Genomic DNA, 24,866 nt, shown 5'->3' on the forward strand with positions numbered 1-24,866 from the left:
CCGCCGCGGGCCGGGGTGCGTGCCCCGGCCGCCGACGGTCTCCCCTGACGCGCTCAGAGGGTGACGAAGGAGGCGTCATCCGGGCTCAGGCGCTCGGGCACCTGCCAGCCGACGTCGCGCATCGACTGCTCGATCAGATGATCCACCCCCATCAGCCAGGCGAAGATCGCCATGCGCACCGGAATGCCGTTATCGGTCTGGCGGAAGATGGCCAGCCGGGGATCGCCGTTGAGATCGACATCGAGATCGTTGGCGCCGGGCCGGCTGTCGCGCGGCAGCGGATGCATGACGATGGTCTCGGGCGGACAGTGGCGATCGAGAAAGGCGCGATTGACGCGGAATTCGTCCGACAGGTTGTGAAAGCGCTCCTGCATCTCTTCGGTGAACCGCTCCTTCTGGATGCGGGTGGTATAGACCACGTCGACCGGCTCGAAGTGCGTCTCGAGACTCTCGCGGCTCTCGATGCGGTGGCCGCGGCTGGCCACCAGATCGACCAGTTCGCCCGGCATCTCCAGCCCCGGCGGCGCCACCAGGGTAATGCGCAGCGGCGGGTGCAGCGACAGCAGCCGCATCAGCGAGTGCACGGTCCGCCCGTACCGGAGATCGCCGGTCAGCAGCAGGTGGGCGCCGGCGAGCGACTTGCCCAGGCGCTCGAACTCCTGGCGGATGGTGTAGAGATCGAGCAGGGCCTGGCTGGGATGCTCGCCGGGGCCGTCGCCGCCGTTGATCACCGGCACGTTGATGGCGCGGGAAAACTCCGCCACCGAGCCCTGATCGGGGTGGCGCAGTACGATGGCATCGACATAGCCCGCCATGACCCGACTGGTATCGTAGAGCGACTCGCCCTTGGCCATCGACGAGAAGGTAAATCCGGTGGTGTCGCAGACACTGCCGCCCAGCCGGCTGAAGGCGGCATGAAAGCTCATGCGGGTCCGGGTACTGGCTTCGAAGAAGAGATTGCCGAGCACGGCGCCTTCCAGTACCCGGGTGATCTTGCGACGACGGGCGATCGGCTCCATGCGCCGGGCGATGGTGAACAGGTGCTCGACGGCATCAAGCGAGAGGTCATCGACGGAAAGCAGGTGGGGACTCATGAGCAGCAGCCTCGTTCGGCGGGCCTGGCGGCGAAGTTCGGCAACGCCGGGCAAAAGCACCGGCGTTACCCCGGTTCGGGCGACAGTGTAACCGCAGTGCGGATGGGCTTCATCTGCCGGATGACGCGCGCCGGGCAGACTCTTCTATGCTGGGAAGGCGGGGGTCCAACCCCCATGGACGGCATTCAAAAGGAGCTTGAAATGAGCGATCGACAGTCATCCCCGCCCCAGGCGCAACCCGGTCGTGAGCATGAAATGGGCCCCGAGCCGGAGTACATTCGCGACAGCTATCGCGGTACCGGCAAGCTGGCCGGCAGAACGGCAGTCATCACCGGAGGGGACAGCGGCATCGGTCGTGCGGTGGCCGTGCACTATGCCCGCGAGGGTGCAAATATCGTGATGGCCTATCTGGCCGAGGATCAGGACGCCGAGGACACCCGGGCGCTGGTCGAGGCCGAGGGGCAGCGCTGCGTGGTCCTCAGGGGCGACGTCGCCGATCCGGCCTTCTGCCGCGAGATCGTCGAGCGGGCCGTCAGCGAGTTCGGGGCCGTCAACATCCTCGTCAACAACGCCGCCGAGCAGCACGACTGGGATGATGTCACCGACATCACCGACGAGCAGCTCGAGCGCACCTTTCGAACCAACATCTTCAGCCACTTCTACATGGTCAAGGCCGCGCTGCCACACATGGGCAGTGGCGATACCATCATCGAGTCGTCCTCGGTCAACGCCTTCAAGGGCAACAATTCGCTGATCGACTACACGGCCACCAAGGGGGCGATCCAGGGCTTCATGCGCTCGATCTCCAAGGTGCTGGTCGGACGCGGCATCCGGGTCAACGCGGTGGCACCGGGACCGGTATGGACACCGCTGATCCCCTCGACCATGGAGGAAGAGAAGGTCGAGGGCTTCGGTGAGCAGGTGCCCATGCAACGCGCCGGCCAGCCATCCGAGATGGGGCCGGCCTATGTCTATCTGGCCAGCGAGGAGTCCTCCTACATGAGTGGTCAGACGATTCATCTCAATGGTGGGGTGATTCTCAATACCTGACGCCGATTGTCAGGGCGACCAGCGGGGCGCTGTCGGCATGGCCGGCGGCGCCCTTTTATTGGCATGTCCTGCATGGTTGCTTCGACGGGCTTTTCAGAGGGCCATTCGAAGCCATTCTGCACCGCTCTGCGGCGCAGCGATTTTTCGATACACCAATACGTATTTAATTACGTAATGCTTTTACCCCTGCAATGCCAGGCACTGCGCCGACTGCAGGGCAGTCATCATTACACTTATGGCGCGCCCGTCGATACGGCTTGAGACGAAAGTGGGCTGCACTACGCTTGACGCAGGACAACAGTCGTTGTCGAGGGCATGACGCCCGAAACCGACAAGGGAGATTGGTCATGAGCAAACAGTTTCCGGCACAGCAGCAGGAGCGTCAGCCCGGCGTTGAGCAGGAGATGACGCCGCAGCCCGAAATCATCCGCGAGGACTATCGCGGCAGCGGCAAGCTCGAGGGCCGCAAGGCGCTGATCAGCGGTGGCGACAGCGGTATCGGCCGCACGGCGGCAGTGCATTTCGCCCGCGAGGGCGCGGATGTGGCGATCGTCTATCTGGATGAACACGCCGACGCCGAAGAGACGAAGCGGCTGATCGAGGCCGAGGGGCGTCAGGCGCTGTTGATCAGCGGGGACATGAGCGACAGCGACTTCTGTCACCGGGCCGTCGAGCAGACCCTGCAGGCCTTCGGGGCGATCAACATCCTGGTCAACAACGCCGCACAGCAGGTGGTGCGCGCGGACATCACCGACATCCCCGATGACGAGTGGCGTCACATTTTCGATGTCAACATCCATGGCTACTTCTACATGACCAAGGCCGTGCGCCCGCATCTGAAGGCCGGCGATACCATCATCAACACCACGTCGATCAATCCCTTTGTAGGTAACGCCAAACTGATGGCCTATACTTCGACCAAGGGCGCGATTACCGGCTTTACCCGCTCGCTCTCCGAGGCGCTCGTGGGCGAGGGCATCCGGGTCAACGAGGTGGCCCCGGGCCCCATCTGGACGCCCATCCAGCCCGCCACCATGGGGCGTTTCGACCCCACGCTGGTGGAGACACTGGGCGAGAAGATGCCGATGGGGCGCGCCGGGCAGCCGAGCGAGCTGGGACCGGCCTATGTCTTTCTGGCCTCGAAGGATGCCTCCTACATCAGCGGCCACTCGCTGCACATCAATGGTGGCGCGATCATCAACTGAACAGCCGATGTGCCGGCCCGTCTCGGACGGGCCGGTAACCGCACTTCGATCTTCCGGGAGAGTCTCATGAGCGAGCAGATTCCGCCGCAGCAGCAGGCGCGTCAGCCGGGCGTGGAAGGCGAGATGACGCCTCCGGCCGAGTTCATCCGTGACGACTATCAGGGCAGCGGCAAGCTGCGCGGTCGGGTCGCCATCGTGACCGGCGGCGACAGTGGTATCGGACGGGCGGTTGCGCTGCACTTCGCCCGGGAAGGCGCGGATGTCGTCATTCCCTATCTCGATGAGCACGAGGACGCCGGCGAGACGCAGCGGCTGGTCGAGGCAGAGGGTCGGCACTGCCTGCTGATCGAGGCCGATCTCAGCCGGGCGGAGGCCTGCCGCGACGCTGTCGCCCGGACCATCGAGCAGTTCGACCGGCTCGATGTGCTGGTCAACAACGCGGCACGCCAGGAGCTGCACGACGAACCCGAGGCGACCTCGGACGAGGAGTGGCTGACCACCTTCGATGTCAACATCCATGCCTACTTCTACATGGCGAAGGCGGCGCTGCCGCATCTGCGGCGCAGTGGCGGTACCATCATCAACTCCACCTCGGTCAATGCCTATGCCGGTCATCCGAAGCTGCTGGCCTACACCACCACCAAGGGCGCGATCTCGGGCTTTACCCGGGCGCTGTCGCAGATGACCGTGGGCGATGGCGTGCGGGTCAATCAGGTCGCGCCCGGGCCGATCTGGACCCCGCTGATTCCCTCGACCATGGGGCAGTTCGATACCGGCATGGTCGAGGACTTCGGTGCCCAGTCGCCGATGGGCCGGGCCGGCCAGCCCAGCGAGCTGGGGCCGGCCTATGTCTATCTGGCCAGTCGTGACAGCAGCTATGTCAGCGGCCAGACGATTCACGTCAACGGCGGCATGATCGTCAACGGCTGAACCGCCCACCGGTTCCGGCCCTGGGGGGCCGGCCCCGTTCAGGGTGGCAGGGTGGCTGCCGCCAGTTCGATGTCCTCGCTCGTGACCGGCCGGGTGGCCGAGCGTGCCAGTGCCACCCGGTAGTGGCCTGCCGGGATATGCCAGTGCCGGTCCCCGGGATGAAAGCGGGCCAGCTGGCGAGGCGGGATATCGATGCTGACGCGGCGGCTCTCGCCGGGCTCGAGTTCGACGCTGCGCCATCCTCCCAGGCGCAGTGGCGAGCCGTCGGGGGCGTGGACATAGAGCTGCGGTACGGTGCGCCCGGTGCGCTTGCCGGTATTGGTGACCCGAAAGCTGGCCTGCACGCCCCGGTCGTGCCGGCTCAGGGCAAGGTCTTCGAAGGCGAAGCGGGTATAGGAGAGCCCGTGGCCGAAGGGGTAGAGCGGTGTCCTGTTCTCGCGGGCAAACCAGCGGTAGCCGACGGCGGCCCCGGCCCGGTGGTAATCGACCCGGAAGGCCTGATCGTTGCCGACATGGCGCCCCGGCAGCTGCGGATGGGGCAGCTGTCGGCTGTCCCGCGGGAAGGTCACCGGCAGTCGACCGGCCGGGTTGATCGCCCCGAACAGCACCTGGCCGATGGCCTCTCCCCCGCGCTGGCCCGGATACCAGGCTTCGAGAATGCCCGCCACCCGGTCGCGCCAGGGCATCTTCACCGGCCCCCCGGTTTCCAGCACCACCACGGTACGCGGATTGGCGCGGGCCACGGCGCGAATCAGCTCATTCTGGCGACCGGGCAGTAACAGATCCTTCATGTCCAGGGTTTCGGCGGTCCACTGACCGGCAAAAACCACCGCCACATCGCTGTGGCGGGCGGCCGCCACGGCCTGATCGATGCGATCACCGGGGGTGAAGCTGATTCCGGCCTTCGGTGCCTGACGGCGCATGGCCTCCAGCGGCGGTGACGGATCCAGGATGCGCTGGGTATAGACGCCCCTGGGGGGTACCAGTCCGGGGGCCGCGTCCCCGCCCCAGGGGATCACGGCCGAGGAGCCGCCCCCGGCCAGTACGCCCCGGTCGGCCCGCCCGCCGATCACCGCGATGTGCTGCCGGCTGTCAGGGTCGAGCGGCAGTACGTGATCGGCATTCTTCAGCAGCACGATGGCGTTTTGTTCGATTTTCTGCGCCACGCGGCTGTCGGCTTCGGGCTTGATCGGCTCATCCTGCCGGCGCACCGGATCGTCGACCAGCCCGGTAGCGAAATAGCTGCGCAGGATGCGAAAGGCCATGTCGTTGATCCGGGCATGGGGCACCTTGCCGCGATCCAGGGCCTGCCAGAGTGGCTGTTTGAAGTAGAGGGTGCCGTCAAAGCCCTGGCCGGCGGACTGTTGGTCGAGACCGGCGTTGGCGGCGCTGGCCGCCGAATGTACGGCTCCCCAGTCCGACATGACAAAGCCGGGGAACTGCCAGTCATCCTTGAGTACCCGGTGCAGCAGATAGTCACTGGCGCAGGCGTGCTCGCCATTGACGCTGTTGTAGGCGCACATGGCCGCCCCCGGATCGCTGACCTCGAGGGCGGTGCGAAAGGCCAGCAGATCGGACTCGCGCAGGGCCTGGCGGCCGATGCGGGCATCCAGCCTGAAACGTCCGGTCTCCTGCGCGTTGAGCGCGTAGTGCTTGAGGGTCGACATCACGTGTTCGCTCTGGATGCCGTTGATCCGGGCGCCGGCCATGAGCCCGGAGAGCAGCGGATCCTCGGAGGGCATCTCGAAGTTGCGCCCGGCGCGGGGCTCGCGAATGATCCCGGCATTGCCGGCCAGCAGCACATTGAAGCCGTAGTGCCGCGCCTCGCGGGCGATCATGGCGCCCCCCTGGCGCGACAGCGCCGGCTGCCAGGTGGCACCACTGGCCAGCACCGAGGGCAGTGCCGTGGCCCGGCGATCGGGATCGATCATGCCGGGATTGGTCACGCCCAGCCCGGCATCGGTCTGCTGCTGGGCGGGAATGCCCAGCCGGGGCACGCCGGGCACGTAACCGGCCGAGCCGACGGCCTGTTGCGGACGTGGCGGCGCCGGATGAGGAGACTGCCCCTCCGGGCCGGCAAAGGTGCCATACAGCAGCAGCTGCTTTTCCGCAGGTGTCATCCGTGCCATGACCAGCTCCGCCCGCCTGTCCGGAGAGAGCTCCGGATCGAGCCAGGGGGCCTGCTCCGGTGGCGGAGCGCTTTTCAGGGGTTCGGCGTGGAGCGGCAGGGAGAGCAGGGCTCCTGTCAAAAGGACTGCCTGCCAGGGCAGGAATTTGAAAACGCCGGGATGCAAGCGTGTAGCCTCCGATGATCGTCGCTACAGGAATCAGAACCTTGGTCGTATGTCTTCGATGCGTTGCAGACCGGCGGGTTCTCGTCATCGGGTTACATCAGGTTATTCCTTCGCAGGTTGCGTGAGCACCGCATGGCGCCGGAAACCTCGGCAATGGGCCGGAGAGTCGCCACTATTCGGGGGTCGCGGAGACGCTACCTGGAAGTCACCGGCAACAAAACAATACCCGGTGTGACATGTAAGCAATTGTGCACAATGGATCTTTTAATAAGCTTTTAATCTTTGTGTCATCATTCATTGATCGGAATTTTACCCATGTCGTCGCTGACCCACGCTGCCTTCCCATCGGAACGATCCGTCGGGATGAGGGACCTGCGTCTCGGGGTTGCAGCTCTGGCAATGCTGGCGCTGACGACCCTGGTGACCGTGGCCCTGCCGCTGCCGCCCATCGAACGGGAGAGCATCCTGTTTCTCAACCAGTTCGCCCGACAGAGCGTGCTGGTCGATCGCATTCTCGGTGCGCTGGCCGATCGCAAGTTCGTCTCCGGGGTGCTGATGATGGCCTGTATCTGGTATGTCTGGTTTCGCAGCGAGGAGCGTGTGTGGCGGCGGATGATCCTCACCGGTACGCTGGCGGCCTTCTGCTCGTCGGCCGGTACCCGGGTGGTGCAGATCTTCATGCCGATGCATCCAAGGCCGATGCACAACGAGGCGCTGAACCTGACCCTGCCCTATGGTGTGGAGCCCGATACGCTGTACGGCTGGAGCTCCTTTCCCAGTGATCATGCGGCGGTCTATGCCGGGCTGGCGCTGGTAATCTGGCGGGCAGCCCCACGGCCGCTGGGCATGCTGGCGGTGGCACTGGCGGCGCTGCTCTGCCTTACCCGGGTCTATCTCGGCTACCACTACATCACCGATATCGTCGGGGGGGCAGCGATCGGCATCCTGGCGGTCTGCATTGCCGGGCTCGGCGTCTTCCAGGCCATCGGCGGCTGGTTGAGCGAATTCAGCTACCGTCGCCCGGCACTCTTCTATGGCGTGGCCTTCATCATGACCTACGGTATCGCCACGCTGTTTACCGAGTTGCGCGGCCTGATTTCCGGATTTTTCCAGTTTGCCTGACCGCCTCACCGATCGGGGTGAAGGAAGTGACAATGCCGCCTGCGGGCGGCATTTTAATGGGTACTCCGTCCGCCGCGGCGGATGACATCAACAATGACAATCGTCAGGAGTCCCCGTGCAGCCGTTATCATTTCCCGAAAAGGGCGCGCTCATCCATGAAGGTCGCTCCCTGCTGACCGATGTCAGCCTGCCGGCCGCTGTCATCGACGAAGGTGCGCTGGCCCACAACCTGGCCTGGATGCAGCGCTTCGCCGATCACCATGGCGCGAAGCTGGCGCCACACGGCAAGACCACCATGACCCCGGCACTGTTCCGGCGTCAGCTCGAGGCCGGCGCCTGGGGCATCACGCTGGCCACGGCGACCCAGTGCGTGGCGGCATTTGCCCATGGCGTGTCACGCCTGCTGATGGCCAACCAGCTGGTCGGCCGGCCCAACATGGCGCTGATTGCCGACATCATCGAGCGCGGGGCGCAGTTTTACTGCGTGGTCGATGGCATTGCCAACGTGCAGGCACTGGGAGCCTTTTTCGCCGAGCGCGGGCTGACCCTGCCGATACTGATCGAGCTCGGGACCGACGGTGGGCGCTGCGGCGTGCGCAATGAGCGTGAGCTGGACGCGCTGGTGGCCGCCATCGCCGGGCAGCCGGCGCTGGCGCTGGCGGGGGTCGAGGGCTACGAGGGGGTCATCGGCGATGCGGACCCGGTAGCGGCCGTGCGCGCCTATGGCGAGCGGCTGGTGGCCACCGTCATGGCGCTGCGGGAGAGCGGCGCGCTGGCGGTAGAGGCCCCGATTGTCACTGCCTCGGGGTCGAAGTGGTTCGATCTGATTGCCGAAGCCTTCGATCGCGCCGATTTACGTAATGGTTATACACCGGTATTACGCCCGGGCTGTTACGTGGTTCATGATCATCGGCTCTACCGGAGGGCCATGGCCGAGGTTCGGGCGCGCCATCCCGAGCTGCAGGACGAGCTCAGGCCGGCGCTGAGCGTGTTTGCGCATGTCCAGTCGCTGCCCGAACCCGGGCTGGCCATCGTGGCGCTGGGCAAGCGCGACATCTCCTGCGATCCGGACCTGCCGCTGGCACTGGCGCACTATCGCGATGGCCATGCGACAGCTCCGGTCAGTGAGTGGCAGGTGACCCACATCATGGATCAGCATGTCTTTGTGACACTGCCCGCACATGCCGATATCGCCGTGGGCGACGTGATCGCCTTCGGCGCCTCCCATCCCTGCCTGACCTTCGACAAGTGGCGTCAGCTGCTGCGGGTAGACGACCGGCTCAACGTGCTCGACACCATGCCGACCCTGTTCTGAGACCCCGCCGGGGTAGCGGGTGGCGTTACTGCCTGAGCCGACTATGGTGGGGGCATCAGGGGTGGCGGGAAGCGCCATCCACCAATGCAACTTACCCCCGGCGTTCAGGAATGAACATGACAGACCGCGGCAATGCGCTGGCGGCGCATCATTTCGTGCTGGTGATCGCCTGTGTGGCGGCCATCGCCGGCTTTCTCTACGGCTACGATACCGGCATCATCTCCGGCGCCCTGCTGCAGATCGGCCAGGAGTTCAGCCTCGGCCACTTCGGCAAGGAGCTGATCACCAGTGCCATCCTGGCCGGTGCCGTGATCGGCGCACTCGGCTGCGCCGCCCTTTCGCGCCGGCTGGGCCGGCGCATGACGATCATGATCGTGGCCGCGGTCTTCGCCTGTGGTGCAGTGGCCGCGGCGCTTTCTCCCGGTGCCGTGTGGCTGGGGCTGTTCCGGCTGGTGCTCGGCTTTGCCGTCGGCGGCGCGACCCAGGTAGTGCCGACCTATATCGCCGAACTGGCGCCGGCCGAGCGGCGTGGGCGCCTGGTGACCTGGTTCAATGTCTCGATCGGCGTGGGCATTCTGGCCGCTGCCCTGGTGGGGTCGTTCCTGCAGCAGCTCTGGTCGTGGCGCATGATGATCGGCATTGGTGTGGTGCCCTCGACCCTGCTGCTGCTGGGCATGCTGGTGCTGCCGGAGAGTCCGCGCTGGCTGATCCGCCAACGGCGCCGGGAAGAAGCGCGCGCAGCCCTGGCGCGGGTGCGGGGTGAAGACGAGGACATCGGCCGTGAGATCGAGGCAATCGAGTCGCTGGAAAACGGCGGCGACGAGGCGCCGGGCTGGCAGGCGCTGAGGCGCCGCTGGCTGCGGCCGGCGCTGGTGGCCGGGTTGGGGATCGCCGCGTTCACCCAGCTCTCCGGCATCGAGATGATGATCTACTATACGCCGACCTTTCTCACCGACGCCGGTTTCGGTGATCACGCGGCCCTCTATTCCGCACTCGGGGTGGCTATCGTCTACCTGGTGATGACCGTGCTCGGCAAGCTGCTGGTCGATCGGCTCGGGCGGCGGCGGCTGACCCTGTGGATGATGCCGGGGTCGGCGCTGAGCCTGTTCGTGCTGGGCGGCGTCTTTGCGCTGGGTGCGCAGGGCGCCACCAGCTGGCTGATCGTGGCCGGCATCCTGGTCTACATGATCTTCAATGCCGGCGGCATTCAGGTGGTCGGCTGGCTGATCGGCTCGGAAGTCTATCCGCTGGCGATCCGCGAACGTGCCACCAGCCTGCATGCTGCCACGCTGTGGGGGGCCAATCTGATCCTGACCGGTACGGCGCTTACCATGGTCAGGACGCTGGGCACCGGGGGCGCGATGTGGGTCTACGCGGTGCTCAACGTGCTCTGTTTCCTGTTCGTGCTGCGCTATGTGCCGGAAACGAAGGGGCGCAGCCTCGAGGATATCGAGCGTTCGCTGCGGGAAGGGCGCTTCCGGCCCGGCGCCTGAGCAGGCGCCGGGAGCCGGGGCAGCCCCCGGCGGGGTGTGCTCGTGCTCAGCCGCGGTTTTGCAGATAGTGGTAGATGATCGAGATATCGCCCTCGCCATGACCGGCGTCGACCGCCTTCGCCCAGGTGTCGCTGATGCGCCGGAGCGCCGGCATGTCGAGCTCACCGGCCGCCTCAAGTGCCAGTCTGGCGTCCTTGAGGCCCCACGCCAGCGCCATCTGGGCATCGAACTTGCCGCTGTCGATCATGTCCAGCTTGACCTTCATGTAGGGCACGGCAAGTGGGCCGCCCTCCACGGTGTGCCAGAAATCATCGATCGAGAAGCCGAGCTGCTCGGCCAGCTGGGCCGTTTCGGCCACCCCTTCCATCATGTGGATCAGCCAGGCGTTGACCACCAGCTTCATGCGTGAACCGGCGCCGGCCTCGCCCTGCCACCTGGTGGCCTTGCCGACGGCCTCGAATACGGGCTCGATGGCGGGGGCGGCCTGCCGGTCGCCGCTGGCCAGCACCACCACCTGACCCTGCTCGGCAGGCGCTTTGGTGCCCGACACCGGTGCATCGATGAAGACCACGTCCGGGCGCTTCTCCCTGACCCGGCGGATCAGCTGTTCGGTGGGCTCGACGCCAATGGTGCCCATCTGGGCCACCACGCCCTGCTGTTTCAGCCCTTCCAGCGCACCGTTATCGCCCAGCAGGATCTCTTCGGTGGTGGGCGCGTCCGGCACCATGGTAATGACCACATCGGCTGCCTCGGCGGCATGCCGCGGGCTGTCGCAGATGATCGCCCCGCTGCGGCCGAGATCCTCGGCCTTGCTGCGGGTGCGGTTCCAGACCCGGGTGGGCAGTCCGGCTGCCAGCAGATTGACGGCAAAGCCATGGCCCATGGCGCCCAGTCCCAGTACGGCAACGGTCGGTTGGCTACTCATGAACTCTTCGGTCCCCCTTTGTGAACGAATGAGCATTGTCACTCCCCATTCTGGTGGGTTCAGGGGCATTCGGCCAGCCCATTAGGGCACTAACGGTTGCCGGAGGCTGCGCAGCGGGGGCGGGTTGACGAAAGGGCCGGGGATCGGCCGGCCTGCCACGCGCTGCCCGGCAGGCAGGCGCCCGGGTATCCGCCATGGCGGCGGAGCGTGGCAGATGCCGACCCGGATGAGTCAGGCGTTTGTCGGCGGCGACCTGCGCGCGCTGCCCTGACGGTCCTCGAAGGTCAGCCCCCAGCCGGTGAGGGCCGCGAACAGCATGATGAACAGCAGCAGCCAGCCCTGGAAGACAAACGGAAAGACGGCGGTCGGCGCTACCACGGGCAGCCAGTCGTACTGCTGCTGCATGCCCTGGATGGTGCTCCAGCCCAGCAGTACCGGCGCGCCCCAGGGGAAGATGTAGCCGAGCGCCGAAGTGACGGCATCCAGCATGTTGGCGCGGCGGTAGCGGTGGATGTGATACCGCTCGCCCAGCTCCCTGACAAAGGGGGCCGCCGCGATTTCGGCCGCGGTATTGATGGTGATGGCCGTATTGAGCAGCGCCACGATCGCCCAGTTGGCCAGCTCTGCCCGGCGCACCGAGGTCCTGATCCAGCGGATCAGCCGCTGGGTGACGGCCTCCATGGTGCCGCCCAGCTTCATCAGGTGCGAGGCAGCCACGATCAGCAGGATCAGGATGGCCATGTTGACATAGCCCGAGACGCCATCCACCAGCGCCCCCGTGATCACGCTGTCGGTGGTGGGATCGAAGGCGATGATCTCGCTGGCGGCGCCGAAGTCCGTGATGATGATGATGGCGGCGCCGGCCAGGATGCCCCAGGTCAGCGAGGTGATCAGGTGCTGTCCGCTCAGTGCCAGTCCCAGCACCAGCACGAACGGGGTCAGCATGATCAGTCCGGAGGGGCCGACCGAGTGCATTACCTGCTGCAGGGCGCCGGCATCGACGCCCTCGATCCGGCCGCCACCGCCCAGCAGCGCGAACAGCAGCAGGGTGGGGAGGGCGGCCATGATGGAGTACTTGAAACGGCTGCGTACCACCCCCGGAACATCGGCCTGCTGGGTGGCAGCAGAGACGATGGTGGTGTCGGAAACGGGGGCCAGATTGTCACCGAAGATGGCACCGGCAAGGATGGCGGCAAACAGCATGACCGGGTCGCAGCCCAGCACCACGCCGGCCGGATACATCAGGGTGCAGAAGGCGACCGTGGTGCCGTAGCCGGTGCCCACGGCGGTGGAAAAGACCGCGGCCAGAATGAAGGTCAGCGCCGTGAACCAGCCGCCGGTGGCGCCCGAAATGCCCCCCAGCCAGACCAGCCCGTCCACCAGGCCGCCGACCTGGAGAACCTGGGCGAACATGCCGGCATAGAACCAGGCCACCACGGCGACCACGCCGACCGACTGGGTCATGCCGCTGAACAGCCCCTGTGCGTACTGCTCCCAGCGACTGCGGCAGAAGAACAGCCCGAGGGTCAGACCGAGGAGCGCCCCCATGACCAGGCCGATTTCGGAGGAGAGCTGCAGCACACTGGTGGTAATGGCCCAGATGACAAAGAAGATCAGGGGGATGGCTGCACCAAAAGCGCCGAGCCGAAAGCTCAGCGTCGGCGGCTCGGCGCCCTGGTGCCGGGCCGCGCCGCGCTGTGCCTCTGACGTCATTCCGATTCCTCTTGTCGATCATGGGAGCAGGGAGCGTGACAGTATTACAGGAAGCCAGGTCCGGGCAAATGCCGGAGACCGGCGGCCAGTGGCGGCAGCAGGCGGGGTCATCGTGGCTTGCGAGGGTGCCGGTTCGCGCTCTGCCGGGCGTGCCATCGCGGCGCTATCCGGTGCCCGCATCGGTGGCATGGCGGACATGCCGGGCATGATTAGGGGGCGGTCAGTCGACGTTGGCTGCCGAAGGGGTGGCTGATCGCGCGCAGCGCGTGTCGGACAGGGTGCCGGTCGGCGGCCGGTCGGGCGTGTCCTGCGAGGGTGGAGCACCGCCCGGCCGAACCGGGCGGTGGCTGAAGCAAGCGGTTGCGGCAGGCCTCAGTCGTAGTCGATGCCCGAGTACAGTACCCGCGTGCGCAGGGTGTGCTCGACCTCGCGCAGGGCGTGCAGTGCCTGCTGACCATAGGCCTTGTCGACATCGATCACGACATAGCCGACCTGTTCGTTGGTCTGCAGATACTGGGCGGAGATGTTGATCCCCTCGTTGCCCAGCACGCGGTTGATTTCGGACAGCACGCCGGGCACGTTGCGGTGGATGTGCAGCAGCCGGTGCTTGTCGGGATGCGAGGGCAGCGCCACTTCGGGGAAGTTGACCGAGGTGATGGTGGTGCCGTTGTCGGAGAAGGTGACCAGCTTGTCGGAGACCTCGACGCCGATGTTCTCCTGGGCTTCCACCGTGGAACCGCCGATGTGCGGCGTGATGATGACGTTGTCGAAGCGGCGCAGCGGCGAGACGAACTCCTCGCCGTTGCCCTTGGGCTCGACCGGGAAGACATCGACGGCAGCGCCCAGCAGCCGGCCCGAATCGAGCGACTCGGCCAGCGCTTCGATATCGACCACGGTACCGCGCGAGGCGTTGATGAAGTAGCTGCCCTGCTTCATCAGGGAGAGCTGTTCGCGACCGATCATCCACCTGGTGGAGGGCGTTTCCGGTACGTGCAGGGTCACGATGTCGGCGCGGGCCAGCAGCTCCTCGAGACTGCCGACCTGGCGCGCGTTGCCCATGCCGAGCTTGGTGACCACGTCATAATAGATGACGTTGAGACCGACCGATTCGGCCAGCACCGAGAGCTGGGCGCCGATGCTGCCGTAGCCGACGATGCCGAGCGTCTTGCCGCGGGCCTCGAACGAATTGCTGGCGGATTTCAGCCAGCCGCCTTCATGGGCGCGGGCGTTCTTCTCGGGGATGCCGCGCAGCATCATGATGCTCTCGGCGAGCACCAGCTCCGCCACCGAGCGGGTATTGGAGTAGGGCGCATTGAACACCGGAATGCCGCGTTCCAGCGCCGCATCGAGATCGACCTGGTTGGTGCCGATGCAGAAACAGCCGATGGCGGTGAGTTTTTCCGCGGCAGCGATGACCCGTTCGTTCAATTGCGTGCGCGAACGGATACCGATGAAATGAACGTCACGGATCTTCTCGACCAGATCCTCTTCGGTCAGTGACGTCGACAGTCGCTCGATGTTGGTGTACCCGGCATTGTGCAGGTTGTCCACGGCGGACTGGTGAATGCCCTCGAGCAGCAGAATCCGGATCTTGCTCTTGTCCAGAGACGTTTTAGCCATTGTGCATCAACCCTTGGGTCGGCAGGACCGACGGTGTCTTCGATAGCGTATGCCCGCGACACCCGGCGCGAGCAGAAAGGTCGCGACGGCAGGCACGGGCGTGCCTGCCGTTATGGTGCGCGATGATTCGGGGACGCCATTGTAACACAGCCGGGCCATGAACGGCGCGCCCGCGCCCCGTCATTCATCGGGGCGATGCCGGCGTCAAAGATCGCCGTGATGTGTATACTGAGGCGTTTGGGAGCGGGGCGGCAGATGCCGCCCACTGCCCGCCATTCATCAGCGTTGCGCAGCCGCCCGGCGGCATGGCGAGGCAACGTGGAGGCGAGACGCCATGACGGAGCAGGATCATACAGCCGCCCCCGCGGGTGACGACGTCGGCGGGGATCGGGATTTCGCGGCCACGCTGGCCGAACTCGAGCGACTGGTCGAACAGCTCGAGGGCGGCGAGCTGAGCCTCGAGGCGTCGCTGGGCGCCTTCGAGCAGGGCATCCGGCTGACCCGGGAAGCCCAGACCCGGCTCGATCGGGCCGAGCTGCGGGTCAGCCGGCTGCTGGAGCGCAGCGATGGCACGCTGGAGCAGGCCGCCGGGTCGACCGGCGACGAGGGAGAGGCTGCACCATGAGCGACGCCGCACGGGATCCGGCGGCGCAGCGCATCGAGGCCCTGATGCAGCACTGCCGGCAGCGCTGCGAGCGGCGGCTGGTCCGGCTGTTCGACGAGGCGCCCGGGCCGGCGCCGCGGCTCGAGCAGGCCATGCGCTACGGAGTGCTGGGCGGCGGCAAGCGGCTGCGGCCGGTACTGGTCTATGCCGCCGGCCGGACCCTGGGCGCCGGGGACGAGGCGCTGGATGCACCAGCGGCGGCGGTCGAGCTGATCCACGCCTACTCACTGGTACATGACGATCTGCCGAGCATGGATGACGACGCCCTGCGGCGCGGCCAGCCGACCTGTCACCGGGCGTTCGACGAGGCCACGGCACTGCTGGCCGGCGATGCCCTGCAGTCACTGGCCTTCGAGGTGCTCACCGCCGGCGAGACACCGCGTGCCGCCGCCATGGTGGCGACGCTCGCGCAGGCCGCGGGGCGAGGCGGCATGGCCGGCGGTCAGGCGCTCGATCTGGCAGCGGTCGGCGGTCGGCTCGATGTCGAGCAGCTGATGGCGGTACACCGCCACAAGACCGGCGCCCTGATTCGCGCAGCGGTCCGCCTCGGTGGGCTGGCCGCGGCTGCCGGGGATGATCCGCGGCTCGAGGCGCTGGATCGCTACGCCGCGGCGATCGGGCTGGCCTTTCAGATCCAGGATGACATCCTGGATGTTACCGGTGATGCCGAGGTGACCGGCAAGACCCAGGGGGCGGATGCGGCGCGCGACAAGCCGACCTATCCCGCCCTGCTGGGGCTTGATGAAGCGCGTCGTCAGGCGCAGGCGCTGGTCGATGAGGGCTGCTCGGCGCTGGCCGGCCTCGATGCGCAGCCGCTGATCGATCTGGCCCGCTACATGGTCGAGCGCAATCACTGACCGGCGTTCATTTACTGCAGTGTCCCGATGCCCCGGGCATCATGCGGACCATGGATGGATTTTCGAGCCAATATGAAGCTGTTTGATGACATCCCCACCACCCGCCCGCTGACGCCGCTGCTGGATCGCGTCCGCGAGCCCTCGGATCTGCGCAGTCTCAACGAGCATCAGCTGCTGACGCTGGCCGATGAACTGCGCGCCTATCTGCTCTACAGCGTGGGGCGTACCGGCGGTCACTTCGGCGCCGGTCTCGGCGTCGTCGAGCTGACCGTGGCGCTGCATCAGCAGTACAACACGCCGCACGACCGGCTGGTCTGGGACGTCGGTCACCAGACCTATCCGCACAAGATCCTGACCGGCCGCCGCGAGGCGATGGACAGCATGCGCCAGCACGGCGGGCTGGCCCCCTTCCCGCGGCGGCTCGAATCCGAGTACGACACCTTCGGCGTGGGGCACTCCAGCACCTCGCTCTCCGCGGCGCTGGGGATGGCGCTGGCGGCTCGCACGCAGGGTGACAACCGGCGGGTCTGTGCAGTACTCGGCGATGGCGCGCTGACCGCCGGCATGGCGTTCGAGGCACTGGCTCATGCCGGCCATGTCAACGCCAACATGCTGGTGGTGCTCAACGACAACGAGATGTCGATCTCGGAGAACGTCGGCGGCATGGCCACCTACCTGTCGCGCATCCTGACCAGCGGCCCCTATGTGGCCGCCCGCGAGAGCGGCAAGCGGGTGCTGTCGCATCTGCCCGGCGCGCTCGATCTCGCCCGGCGCACCGAGGGGCACGTCAAGGGCATGTTCAGTCCGGCGACGCTGTTCGAGGAGATGGGCTTCAACTATGTCGGCCCCATCGACGGTCATGACCTGCCGCTGCTGATTCGCACCCTGCGTGATCTGAAGAACCGCGAGGGGCCGCAGTTCCTGCATATCGTGACCCGCAAGGGCAAGGGCTACCAGTCGGCCGAGGGTGACCCCATCGGCTATCACGCCATCACCAAGCTGGAGAAGGAAAAGCCCGCCGATCCCGCCCCCTCCGGGGCCGAGCAGCAGCAGTTCAACGCGCCGCCGGCACCGAAGAAGCTCAAGTACTGCAATGTCTTCGGCGAGTGGATCTGCGACACCGCGGCACGTGACCAGCGCCTGATCGGGATCACCCCGGCGATGCGCGAGGGCTCCGATCTGATCCGCTTCTCGAAGGAGTATCCCGAGCGCTACTACGATGTGGCGATCGCCGAACAGCATGCCGTTACCATGGCAGCCGGCATGGCCTGCGAGCAGGTCAAGCCGGTGGTGGCGATCTACTCCACCTTCCTGCAGCGCGGCTACGATCAGCTGATCCATGACGTGGCCGTGCAGGGGCTGGATGTCACCTTCGCCATCGATCGCGCCGGGCTGGTGGGCGAGGATGGCTCGACCCACCATGGCGCCTTCGATCTCTCCTACCTGCGCTGCCTGCCGGGCATGGTAGTGATGGCGCCTTCCGATGAGCGCGAGTGCTACCGGATGCTGGGCACGGCCTATCACCACGAGGGGCCGGCGGCGGTGCGTTATCCGCGCGGCACGGGCCCCGGGGCCGCCATCGACCGTTCGCTCGAGCCCCTGCCCATCGGCCGCGCCGAGCTGCGTCGCGAGGCGGGCGACGGTCGCCCGCGGCTGGCGCTGCTGGCCTTCGGCAGCATGGTCGGACCGGCGATGGAAGTGGCCGAACGGCTCGATGCCACCGTCTATGACATGCGCTTCGTCAAGCCGCTCGACCGCGAGGCGATCCTCCAGGCCGCCGGCAGTCACGAGCTGCTGGTGACGCTGGAGGAGAGCGTGGTCATGGGTGGGGCCGGCAGCGGTGTCAACGAGCTGCTGGCCGCCGAGCGGATACTGGTCGAGGTGCTCAATCTGGGTGTCCCCGATCGCTTCATCGAACACGGCACGCCGAAGGAGCTGCTGACCGAATGCGGGCTGGATGCCAACGGCATCGAAGCTTCCATTCAGGCACGCCTGACCAGAATGTCGCATCATGCCTCCCGGCCAGCGCCGTAACCGGCGCTGGCCATTCGGCCGGCGGGCAGAGCGCGCCGGCCGGACCATTCATCGGGTAGTGGATATCTCATGCTGATTGTCATCCTCATCACGGCGGGGCTCGGTTATCTGATCGCACGCCTGCCGGGACTCATCATCGGTGGGCTGCTGGGGTTCTGGCTGGTACGGCGACTGCAGCGCCTGGTGCGCGACAAGGTGGTCGAGCGTCAGGCGCAGTTTCTCGACTCCACCTTTGCCGTCATGGGCTGTCTGAGTCAGGTCGACGGTGAGGTGTCCGATCATGAGCGACGCACCGCCGAGGCCGTGTTCGAGCGGCTGGGGCTGAACGAAACCCAGCGCGAGCGCTGCCGGACCGCCTTCCGGCGCGGCCAGCAGCCGGATTTCGATCTGGATGCCGAGCTCGCCCGGGTGCGTCAGGTTGCCGGGCTGCAGCGCGGACTGCTGCAGGTCTTTCTGCAGGTGCAGCTGTCGGCGATCGCGGCCGATGGTGAACTGCATCAGGCCGAGCACGACATGCTGCTGCGCGTGGCACGCGGGCTGGGCTTCTCCGAGGCGGAGATCCGCCAGATCGAGGCCATGCTGCGTGGCGGCGCCGGCCAGGCCGGGCCCGATACCTCCGGGCCCTCGCTGGAAGAGGCCTACGAGGTGCTGGGCGTGGACAGCAGCGCCAGCGATGCCGAGGTCAAGCGGGCCTATCGGCGGCTGATGAGTCAGAACCACCCCGACAAGCTGGCCGGCAAGGGGCTGCCGGAGAACATGCGGGAAATGGCCGAAAAGCGCACCCGCGAGATCGGCAACGCCTACGAGCGCATCCGCAAGGCGCGTGCCGAGCACGCCTGATTCCCATGGCGGCGGGGCGGTGCCTCCGACACCGGCCGTCTGCCCCTGACCGGGGCGTGTCCGGGCGCTGCGTTCGCATCCCCGCCGGCGTGCACTACGCTGGAGGTTCCGGTACCGCACATCCGGGCAGGGCAGGAGATGACATGGGATTCGGGCGGGTCAAGGGCCTACGGCCACGGCGCTGGCGCCAAGCGCTGGCAGGGCTGCTGCTGGTCGGCATGGCGCTCCCGGCGCAGGCTGCCAGCCTGGCGGCCTTCGGTGACAGCTACAGCGACAACGGTCGTTCCCACATGCTGGCGGAACGGGCGCGCCGGCTGGGGATGCCGGGGGTCGAGCCGATCACGCCGGCCGCGCAGGGCTATTATCGCCACCGCTGGAGCAACGGCCCCACCGCCGTCGAGGTGCTTGCCGCCCGCAGCGGCATGCAGCTCAAGGACATGGCGGTCGGGGGTGCCCTGACCGGGGCCTCGAACTATTTCCCGTGGTTCGACAGTGTCACGCCCAGCGGACTGCTGGCGCAGGTGAACGATTATCTCGACCGCCACGCTGCGCCGCGCAACGCCTTCGTGTTCGCCTCCGCCAATGACTTCTTCTTTCGGGTGCTGGATCAGCAGGCCGATCCGCAGCGCGTGGCCGAGGCCGCAGCGCACAATGTCCGGCTGGCCATGGAGCGCCTGATTGCGGGGGGCACACGGCGTGTCATGGTAGTCGGCGCGTTCGATCTGACGCTGCTGCCGCGGGTCCGGCGGGATACGGCGGTGCCTGCGGCCAATGCCTACATGCAGCGTTTTGATGACCGGCTGCGCGAGAGCGTGGCCCGGCTCGACCGGCGTGACGGGGTCCGGATCAGCTATTTCGATCTGCGCAGCGCGCTGACCGACATTCGTCATCAGGCTGTCTCGCTGGGCTTCAGTGACCTGGTGCATCCCTGCCTTGCCGGTGACGACGGCACCCTCTGCCCGAACCCGGATGCCCATCTGCTCTGGGATGCCTATCACCCCACCCGGCGTGTTCACCAGCTGCTGGGCAGACGCATGGCCGAACAGGCCCGTCAGGCGCTGGGCTGGGAAGCCGCCACTGAACATGTCCGCTCTGTCGAATAACCCCGTCGGGCCCGTGCGCCCGCTCGTGATGCGGCCCACCGAGTTGCGGCGGTGGCCCGCGTCTGTCGTTCAACCCCTGCGCCCGTGGAGCGCCATCATGACCGCTGGATCGACAAGCCATCAGCATACCGCCCGTTATCTGTCACTCCATGTGCTGATCATGTGGGTGGGGCTGAACCTGCGGCCGTCGATTGCAGCCGTGGGGCCGCTGCTGGACCGCATCCAGCAGTCGCTGGCGATGAGCTACAGCCAGGCCTCGCTGCTGACGGCGCTGCCGTTCGTGGCGATGGGACTGGCGTGTTTCCAGGGCATGCGACTGGTGCGGCGCTTCGATCGGCACCGGCTGATCATGCTGGCGCTGGGGGTGATTACGCTGGCCAGCCTGATGCGATTGTTCACCGACAGCCTGACGGGGCTGGCGCTGACGGCACTGGCCGGAGGCGCCGGCATTGCCGTGATCCAGGCGCTGATGCCGGCGCTGATCAAGGCGACCCTGCCCGATCGGGTCTCCTCGGCTACCGGGCTCTACATCGGCGCCATTCTGGGCGGCGGGGCCCTGGCGTCGATGCTGGCGCCCCCGCTGACCCGGCTGACGGGCAGCTGGCATGTCGGGCTGGCAGCATGGGCCCTGCTGGGGCCGCTGGCGTTGTGGCAGTGGCAGCGTCATGGCGGCGCCATGCTCTCGCCGGTGCCCCGCGAGGGGCGGGGCAACAATACCCCGCTGCACCGGCTGCCCAGGGCCTGGTCGCTGACCCTGTTCTTCGGCTTCGGCACCGCCGGCTACGCCTGCGTGCTGGCCTGGCTGCCGCCGTACTATCTGGCGCGGGGCTGGTCGGCGAGTGCGGTCGGTGCCCTGCTGGGCCATGCCACGCTGCTGCAGGTACTGGCCAGCGTGGCGCTGCCGTGGCTGATGCGCTATCGCCTCGACCGGCGTCCGGCGCTGTACGCCGTGGTCGGTGCGGCGCTGGTGGGCTTCATCGGCCTGCTGGCAGCACCCGCCGGCGCCCTGGCCTGGCTGTGGGCGACCCTGCTGGGCGTGGGCATCGGCGGCGTGTTTCCGCTGTCGGTGCTGGTCCCCATGGACCATCACCGCGATCCGGCGCGGGCCGGCGATCTGGCCGCCTTCGTGCAGGGCCATGGCTATCTGATTGCCGCCGCCGGCACCCTGGCCGCCGCCGTGGCGCGTGATCTGCTCGCGGGATTCGAACCGGCCTGGCTGGCGCTGATCGTGCTGTTCGGCTGGATGCTGGTGATCAGTCGACGCTTTGATCCGGCGCACTATACCCGTCAGATCGACTGACACCCGCCGGCTCGACTGACCCCGGGGCCTGCCGGGGCCGGGGTATTTGTCAGCCGCGCCCCGGGACCACTATTCTGAACAATTACCTCCACCAAAAAGAGGGTTTTTCCATGGTGGATCACAATCACTCCACGGCTGCCGAAAATACCGAGCGGGATGGGCGCAACCACGTCCAGCAGATGCTGTCGCTGGATGGTGAGGCCCAAAAGCTCAAGGCCCGTTATCGCGGTTGGTCACAAGGCAGCAATCGGACCTATCATGTGCCGGGCATCCTGTGCGATTTCATGACCGAGCAGACCCAGCGCCACTCGATGGGCGCGCCGGGACAGCTGCACATTCTCGATGCCGGCTGTGGCAGCGGCCTGATCGGTCAGGCGCTGTCGGCTCACGGCTTTACCTGGCTGGACGGCTTCGATCTCAACGATAGTGTTATCGTCGAGGCGCGCAAGTGCGAGGTCTATGACCAGCTGCGCGGCGGTGTCGACATGAACGGGGCACTGGATTATGACACCGGCAGCTTCGATGTCGTGGTCTGTTGCGGCGTGTTCAACGATGACAACGTGGATCCCGAGGCGCTGGGCGAGCTGTTGCGCATTACCCGCCCCGGTGGACTGGTGATGATCAGTACCCAGCAGGGCTATGATGAGCGCCACGGTTTCGAGGCCTGGCTGCGCACGCCCGATTTCACCCGCATGGCCGAGCGCATTCACCATCTGGTCGGCGCGCCCTACAGCGGCCGGATCACTGCCGACTATCACACCTTTCGCATTCACGCGTGACGCCCCATCCCGACCGGCCGTCGGGATGGCCGGGTGCCGCGTCGGAGACGCCGGCTAGCGGCGCCGGTTGTCGTCCACGGGGCCGGCAAAGGTGAACTGATCCAGCGCCATCATGTGGCCCAGACGCCCGGCCTTGGTGGTCAGATACTGCTCGTTGTGGGCATTGAGCCCGGTCGTCAGCGGCAGCCGTTCGCTGATCTCGATCCCGTCGGCACGCAGGGCCTCGACCTTGCGCGGATTGTTGGTCATCAGCTTGAGGGCGTGGACGCCGAGGTGTTCGAGCATCGGCAGACAGAGGTCGTAGCGGCGCATGTCGGCCTCGAAACCGAGCGCCTCGTTGGCCTCGACCGTGTCGGCGCCCTCGTCCTGCAGGTGATAGGCGCGAATCTTGTTGAGCAGGCCGATGCCGCGCCCCTCCTGACGCAGGTAGAGCAGCAGGCCGCGTCCCTCCTCGGCAATGCGCTTGAGCGCCGCCTGCAGCTGATAGCCGCAGTCGCAGCGCATCGAGAACAGGGCGTCGCCGGTCAGGCACTCGGAATGCACCCGGCCCAGTACCGGGGTGCCATCGTCGATGGTGCCCAGCGAAAGGGCAACATGCTCCTTGCCGCTGCGGTCATCCTCGAACCCGTGCAGGGTGAAGGTGGCCCAGGGCGTCGGCAGGCGGGAGGCCGCAATGAATCGAATCGTCACGTCAGATCTCGTGATGGCGGTGCATCATCATCCACTCGGGGGTGGACCAGTCTAGCAGGCCAGCGCGGCTGGCTCATCCCGCAGCGCGATGAGTTTTTCTATCACGCTCATTCGATTTCATCGACGCCCGATGGATGAGCGCAAGGCGACCGATCCGCTACAATCGGCGGTACACTTCATCTGCGGCGAGACGGCAAGCGCATGGCCCTTCACAACGATCGTTTTCTGCGGGCACTGGCCCGGCAGCCCGTTGACCGCACTCCGGTCTGGATGATGCGTCAGGCAGGTCGCTATCTGCCGGAGTATCGCGCGACCCGCGAGCGGGCCGGCAGCTTCATGGACCTGTGTCGCAACGCCGAGCTGGCCTGCGAGGTGACCCTGCAGCCGGTCGATCGTTTCGATCTCGACGCCGCGATCCTGTTTTCCGACATTCTTACCATCCCCGATGCGATGGGGCTGGGGCTCTACTTTGTACCCGGCGAGGGCCCGATGTTTCGCAGCCCGGTACGCGACGGTGCGGCCATCGACCGACTGAGCGCGCCCGATGCCGAGCGCGATCTCGACTATGTCATGAACGCGGTCTCGACCGTGCGCCGCGAACTCAATGGCCGGATGCCGCTGATCGGCTTTTCCGGCAGCCCCTGGACGCTGGCCACCTACATGGTGGAGGGCGGCCCGAGCAAGGACTTCCGCCACGTGAAGGGCCTGCTCTACAGCGATCCCGCGGCGCTGCATCGTCTGCTGGCGATCCTGGCCGAGGCGGTGACCGACTATCTCAATGCGCAGATCCGCGCCGGCGCCCAGGCGGTGCAGATCTTCGATACCTGGGGTGGGGCGCTGACCACGCCGGCCTATCGCGACTTCTCGCTGGCCTACATGCAGCGCATCGTTGATGGGCTGATCCGCGAGCACGACGGCCGGCGGGTGCCGGTGATCCTGTTCACCAAGAACGGCGGCCAGTGGCTCGAACAGATCGCCGCCACCGGCTGTGACGGGGTGGGACTGGACTGGACCACCGAGCTTGCCGATGCCCGGGCCCGTATCGGCGGGCAGGCCGCGCTGCAGGGCAATCTCGATCCCAGTGCGCTGTTCGGTGCTCCGGCCACCATTCGTGCCGAGGTGGCGCGCATTCTGGAGAGCTTCGGTGCCGGCTCCGGCCATGTCTTCAATCTCGGTCATGGCATCTCCCAGTTTACACCGCCGGAGAATGTGACGGCCTTCATCGCGGCCCTGCACGAGCTGAGTCCGCAGTGGCATGAGTGAAGCGCCGCCACGTCGCGTTCATGAAGAGGGGCATGAGGCTGAGCCCCTTTTTACGCAACTGATCGTGTTCGATGGCGACTGCCCGCTCTGCCGGCGCTCGGTGGCCTGGCTGCTGCGCCACGAACGCCGCCCGACAATCGGTCTGGTGACCCTGCAGTCCACACTCGGTCATCGGCTCGGCGATCACTTCGATGAAAGCGCCGATCAGCTCGACAGCGTCTGGCTGATCCGGTCGGGTCGGCTTCATCGTGATAGCGAGGCGCTGTGGCGGGCGGCCGAAGCACTGACCGCGCCGTTTGCCGGACTGGCGCAGCTGCGCCGGCTGCCGCAGCCGCTGCGGGATGGCGTGTATGCCCTGATCGGACGCTATCGTCATCGACTGGCGCGTGACCCGGGGCTGGATGAGGCCGTACAGGCACGGCTGCTGGCCGGGCTGAGCCCGGCACAGTGCCGGGCTCTCGACCTGCCCGAGGCCCTGGCAGCATGCGTCTGAACGGGGTGCTTTTCATCCTGTCGCTGGCAGGCTATGTTGCCCGCCCCGGCGGGTCATCCGGCCCGTTATCGCCAGCAGTAGT

At 66.7% G+C, this 24,866-nt stretch carries 21 protein-coding genes; 15 read left to right on the top strand and 6 right to left on the bottom strand.

Features of this window, described 5'->3' with window-relative positions:
- Nucleotides 1–53: 53 nt before the first annotated feature.
- Entirely contained in the window at nt 54–1,094 is a 1,041-nt protein-coding gene (locus C7446_RS00860; RefSeq protein WP_121170357.1) for an aspartate carbamoyltransferase, read from the bottom strand.
- Between the two features lie 201 nt (nt 1,095–1,295).
- Here C7446_RS00860 and C7446_RS00865 point away from each other — a divergent pair, with 201 nt between their 5' ends.
- The 3 genes from C7446_RS00865 to C7446_RS00875 all read left to right on the top strand — a co-directional run bounded on the left by C7446_RS00865 (nt 1,296) and on the right by C7446_RS00875 (nt 4,279).
- A complete protein-coding gene (locus C7446_RS00865) occupies nt 1,296–2,144 on the top strand; it encodes an SDR family oxidoreductase (protein WP_121170359.1) in 849 nt (282 codons plus the stop codon).
- A 347-nt stretch (nt 2,145–2,491) separates the two neighbouring features.
- A complete protein-coding gene (locus C7446_RS00870) occupies nt 2,492–3,349 on the top strand; it encodes an SDR family oxidoreductase (RefSeq protein ID WP_121170361.1) in 858 nt (285 codons plus the stop codon).
- Nucleotides 3,350–3,415: 66 nt separating this feature from the next.
- Complete coding sequence (locus C7446_RS00875; RefSeq protein WP_121170363.1) at nt 3,416–4,279, top strand: SDR family oxidoreductase; 864 nt, start codon at nt 3,416–3,418, stop codon at nt 4,277–4,279.
- Between the two features lie 38 nt (nt 4,280–4,317).
- Here C7446_RS00875 and C7446_RS00880 read toward each other — a convergent pair whose 3' ends face one another.
- Nucleotides 4,318–6,528: a beta-glucosidase family protein gene (locus C7446_RS00880; RefSeq protein ID WP_121170365.1), complete on the bottom strand. Its 2,211-nt coding sequence runs from the start codon at nt 6,526–6,528 to the stop codon at nt 4,318–4,320.
- A 408-nt stretch (nt 6,529–6,936) separates the two neighbouring features.
- Between C7446_RS00880 and C7446_RS00885 the strand changes: the two genes are divergently transcribed.
- From C7446_RS00885 to C7446_RS00895, 3 genes are all read left to right on the top strand, one after another.
- Nucleotides 6,937–7,695: a phosphatase PAP2 family protein gene (locus C7446_RS00885; RefSeq protein ID WP_170149960.1), complete on the top strand. Its 759-nt coding sequence runs from the start codon at nt 6,937–6,939 to the stop codon at nt 7,693–7,695.
- Nucleotides 7,696–7,810: 115 nt separating this feature from the next.
- The gene (locus C7446_RS00890) at nt 7,811–9,010 is read left to right on the top strand and encodes an amino acid deaminase (protein WP_121170369.1); all 1,200 of its coding nucleotides are present in this window, start codon (nt 7,811–7,813) and stop codon (nt 9,008–9,010) included.
- A 116-nt stretch (nt 9,011–9,126) separates the two neighbouring features.
- Nucleotides 9,127–10,503: a sugar porter family MFS transporter gene (locus C7446_RS00895; protein WP_211327815.1), complete on the top strand. Its 1,377-nt coding sequence runs from the start codon at nt 9,127–9,129 to the stop codon at nt 10,501–10,503.
- A gap of 46 nt (nt 10,504–10,549) precedes the next feature.
- Here the strand turns inward: C7446_RS00895 and C7446_RS00900 are convergent, their stop codons facing one another.
- The 3 genes from C7446_RS00900 to serA all read right to left on the bottom strand — a co-directional run bounded on the left by C7446_RS00900 (nt 10,550) and on the right by serA (nt 14,761).
- Nucleotides 10,550–11,428 carry an NAD(P)-dependent oxidoreductase gene (locus C7446_RS00900; RefSeq protein ID WP_121170998.1) on the bottom strand — a complete coding sequence of 293 codons (879 nt, stop codon included), beginning with the start codon at nt 11,426–11,428 and terminating at the stop codon, nt 10,550–10,552.
- 231 nt (nt 11,429–11,659) lie between these two features.
- On the bottom strand, nt 11,660–13,141 hold the full coding sequence (locus C7446_RS00905; protein WP_121170373.1) for a Na+/H+ antiporter NhaC family protein: 1,482 nt from the start codon (nt 13,139–13,141) through the stop codon (nt 11,660–11,662).
- Nucleotides 13,142–13,513: 372 nt separating this feature from the next.
- A complete protein-coding gene (gene serA, locus C7446_RS00910; protein WP_121170375.1) occupies nt 13,514–14,761 on the bottom strand; it encodes a phosphoglycerate dehydrogenase in 1,248 nt (415 codons plus the stop codon).
- A 334-nt stretch (nt 14,762–15,095) separates the two neighbouring features.
- Between serA and C7446_RS00915 the strand changes: the two genes are divergently transcribed.
- The 7 genes from C7446_RS00915 (at nt 15,096) to C7446_RS00945 (ending at nt 22,338) form a co-directional block, all read left to right on the top strand.
- Nucleotides 15,096–15,386 (top strand): exodeoxyribonuclease VII small subunit, encoded by a 291-nt coding sequence (locus C7446_RS00915; RefSeq protein WP_121170377.1) that lies wholly within the window; start codon nt 15,096–15,098, stop codon nt 15,384–15,386.
- A gap of 44 nt (nt 15,387–15,430) precedes the next feature.
- Nucleotides 15,431–16,282, top strand: coding sequence for a (2E,6E)-farnesyl diphosphate synthase (gene ispA, locus C7446_RS00920; protein ID WP_121171000.1), 852 nt, complete (start codon nt 15,431–15,433; stop codon nt 16,280–16,282).
- Nucleotides 16,283–16,354: 72 nt separating this feature from the next.
- Entirely contained in the window at nt 16,355–18,316 is a 1,962-nt protein-coding gene (gene dxs / locus C7446_RS00925) for a 1-deoxy-D-xylulose-5-phosphate synthase (RefSeq protein WP_121170379.1), read from the top strand.
- Nucleotides 18,317–18,385: 69 nt separating this feature from the next.
- Nucleotides 18,386–19,156 carry a co-chaperone DjlA gene (gene djlA, locus C7446_RS00930; RefSeq protein WP_121170381.1) on the top strand — a complete coding sequence of 257 codons (771 nt, stop codon included), beginning with the start codon at nt 18,386–18,388 and terminating at the stop codon, nt 19,154–19,156.
- 143 nt (nt 19,157–19,299) lie between these two features.
- On the top strand, nt 19,300–20,259 hold the full coding sequence (locus C7446_RS00935) for an SGNH/GDSL hydrolase family protein (protein WP_121170382.1): 960 nt from the start codon (nt 19,300–19,302) through the stop codon (nt 20,257–20,259).
- Between the two features lie 97 nt (nt 20,260–20,356).
- The gene (locus C7446_RS00940; RefSeq protein WP_121170384.1) at nt 20,357–21,559 is read left to right on the top strand and encodes an MFS transporter; all 1,203 of its coding nucleotides are present in this window, start codon (nt 20,357–20,359) and stop codon (nt 21,557–21,559) included.
- Nucleotides 21,560–21,669: 110 nt separating this feature from the next.
- On the top strand, nt 21,670–22,338 hold the full coding sequence (locus C7446_RS00945; protein WP_121170386.1) for a class I SAM-dependent DNA methyltransferase: 669 nt from the start codon (nt 21,670–21,672) through the stop codon (nt 22,336–22,338).
- A gap of 54 nt (nt 22,339–22,392) precedes the next feature.
- Here C7446_RS00945 and ribA read toward each other — a convergent pair whose 3' ends face one another.
- Entirely contained in the window at nt 22,393–23,028 is a 636-nt protein-coding gene (gene ribA, locus C7446_RS00950; RefSeq protein ID WP_121170388.1) for a GTP cyclohydrolase II, read from the bottom strand.
- Nucleotides 23,029–23,229: 201 nt separating this feature from the next.
- Between ribA and hemE the strand changes: the two genes are divergently transcribed.
- On the top strand, nt 23,230–24,291 hold the full coding sequence (gene hemE, locus C7446_RS00955; RefSeq protein WP_121170390.1) for a uroporphyrinogen decarboxylase: 1,062 nt from the start codon (nt 23,230–23,232) through the stop codon (nt 24,289–24,291).
- On the top strand, nt 24,284–24,784 hold the full coding sequence (locus C7446_RS00960; RefSeq protein WP_121170392.1) for a thiol-disulfide oxidoreductase DCC family protein: 501 nt from the start codon (nt 24,284–24,286) through the stop codon (nt 24,782–24,784). The genes hemE and C7446_RS00960 overlap by 8 nt, the downstream gene beginning before the upstream one ends.
- Nucleotides 24,785–24,866: the final 82 nt, after the last annotated feature.

The sequence above is a fragment of the Kushneria sinocarnis genome (genome assembly GCF_003633775.1).
In the GTDB taxonomy this organism is placed as follows: Bacteria; Pseudomonadota; Gammaproteobacteria; order Pseudomonadales; family Halomonadaceae; genus Kushneria; species Kushneria sinocarnis.

Excerpts from the sequence above, each read along its gene's own strand:
- C7446_RS00860 (WP_121170357.1), bottom strand. The coding sequence starts at position 1,094 with ATGAGTCCCCACCTGCTTTCCGTCGATGACCTCTCGCTTGATGCCGTC.
- C7446_RS00865 (WP_121170359.1), top strand. The coding sequence starts at position 1,296 with ATGAGCGATCGACAGTCATCCCCGCCCCAGGCGCAACCCGGTCGTGAG.
- C7446_RS00870 (WP_121170361.1), top strand. The coding sequence starts at position 2,492 with ATGAGCAAACAGTTTCCGGCACAGCAGCAGGAGCGTCAGCCCGGCGTT.
- C7446_RS00875 (WP_121170363.1), top strand. The coding sequence starts at position 3,416 with ATGAGCGAGCAGATTCCGCCGCAGCAGCAGGCGCGTCAGCCGGGCGTG.
- C7446_RS00885 (WP_170149960.1), top strand. The coding sequence starts at position 6,937 with ATGAGGGACCTGCGTCTCGGGGTTGCAGCTCTGGCAATGCTGGCGCTG.
- C7446_RS00895 (WP_211327815.1), top strand. The coding sequence starts at position 9,127 with ATGACAGACCGCGGCAATGCGCTGGCGGCGCATCATTTCGTGCTGGTG.
- C7446_RS00900 (WP_121170998.1), bottom strand. The coding sequence starts at position 11,428 with ATGAGTAGCCAACCGACCGTTGCCGTACTGGGACTGGGCGCCATGGGC.
- C7446_RS00905 (WP_121170373.1), bottom strand. The coding sequence starts at position 13,141 with ATGACGTCAGAGGCACAGCGCGGCGCGGCCCGGCACCAGGGCGCCGAG.
- serA (WP_121170375.1), bottom strand. The coding sequence starts at position 14,761 with ATGGCTAAAACGTCTCTGGACAAGAGCAAGATCCGGATTCTGCTGCTC.
- C7446_RS00915 (WP_121170377.1), top strand. The coding sequence starts at position 15,096 with ATGACGGAGCAGGATCATACAGCCGCCCCCGCGGGTGACGACGTCGGC.
- ispA (WP_121171000.1), top strand. The coding sequence starts at position 15,431 with ATGCAGCACTGCCGGCAGCGCTGCGAGCGGCGGCTGGTCCGGCTGTTC.
- dxs (WP_121170379.1), top strand. The coding sequence starts at position 16,355 with ATGAAGCTGTTTGATGACATCCCCACCACCCGCCCGCTGACGCCGCTG.
- djlA (WP_121170381.1), top strand. The coding sequence starts at position 18,386 with ATGCTGATTGTCATCCTCATCACGGCGGGGCTCGGTTATCTGATCGCA.
- C7446_RS00935 (WP_121170382.1), top strand. The coding sequence starts at position 19,300 with ATGGGATTCGGGCGGGTCAAGGGCCTACGGCCACGGCGCTGGCGCCAA.
- C7446_RS00940 (WP_121170384.1), top strand. The coding sequence starts at position 20,357 with ATGACCGCTGGATCGACAAGCCATCAGCATACCGCCCGTTATCTGTCA.
- C7446_RS00945 (WP_121170386.1), top strand. The coding sequence starts at position 21,670 with ATGGTGGATCACAATCACTCCACGGCTGCCGAAAATACCGAGCGGGAT.
- hemE (WP_121170390.1), top strand. The coding sequence starts at position 23,230 with ATGGCCCTTCACAACGATCGTTTTCTGCGGGCACTGGCCCGGCAGCCC.
- C7446_RS00960 (WP_121170392.1), top strand. The coding sequence starts at position 24,284 with ATGAGTGAAGCGCCGCCACGTCGCGTTCATGAAGAGGGGCATGAGGCT.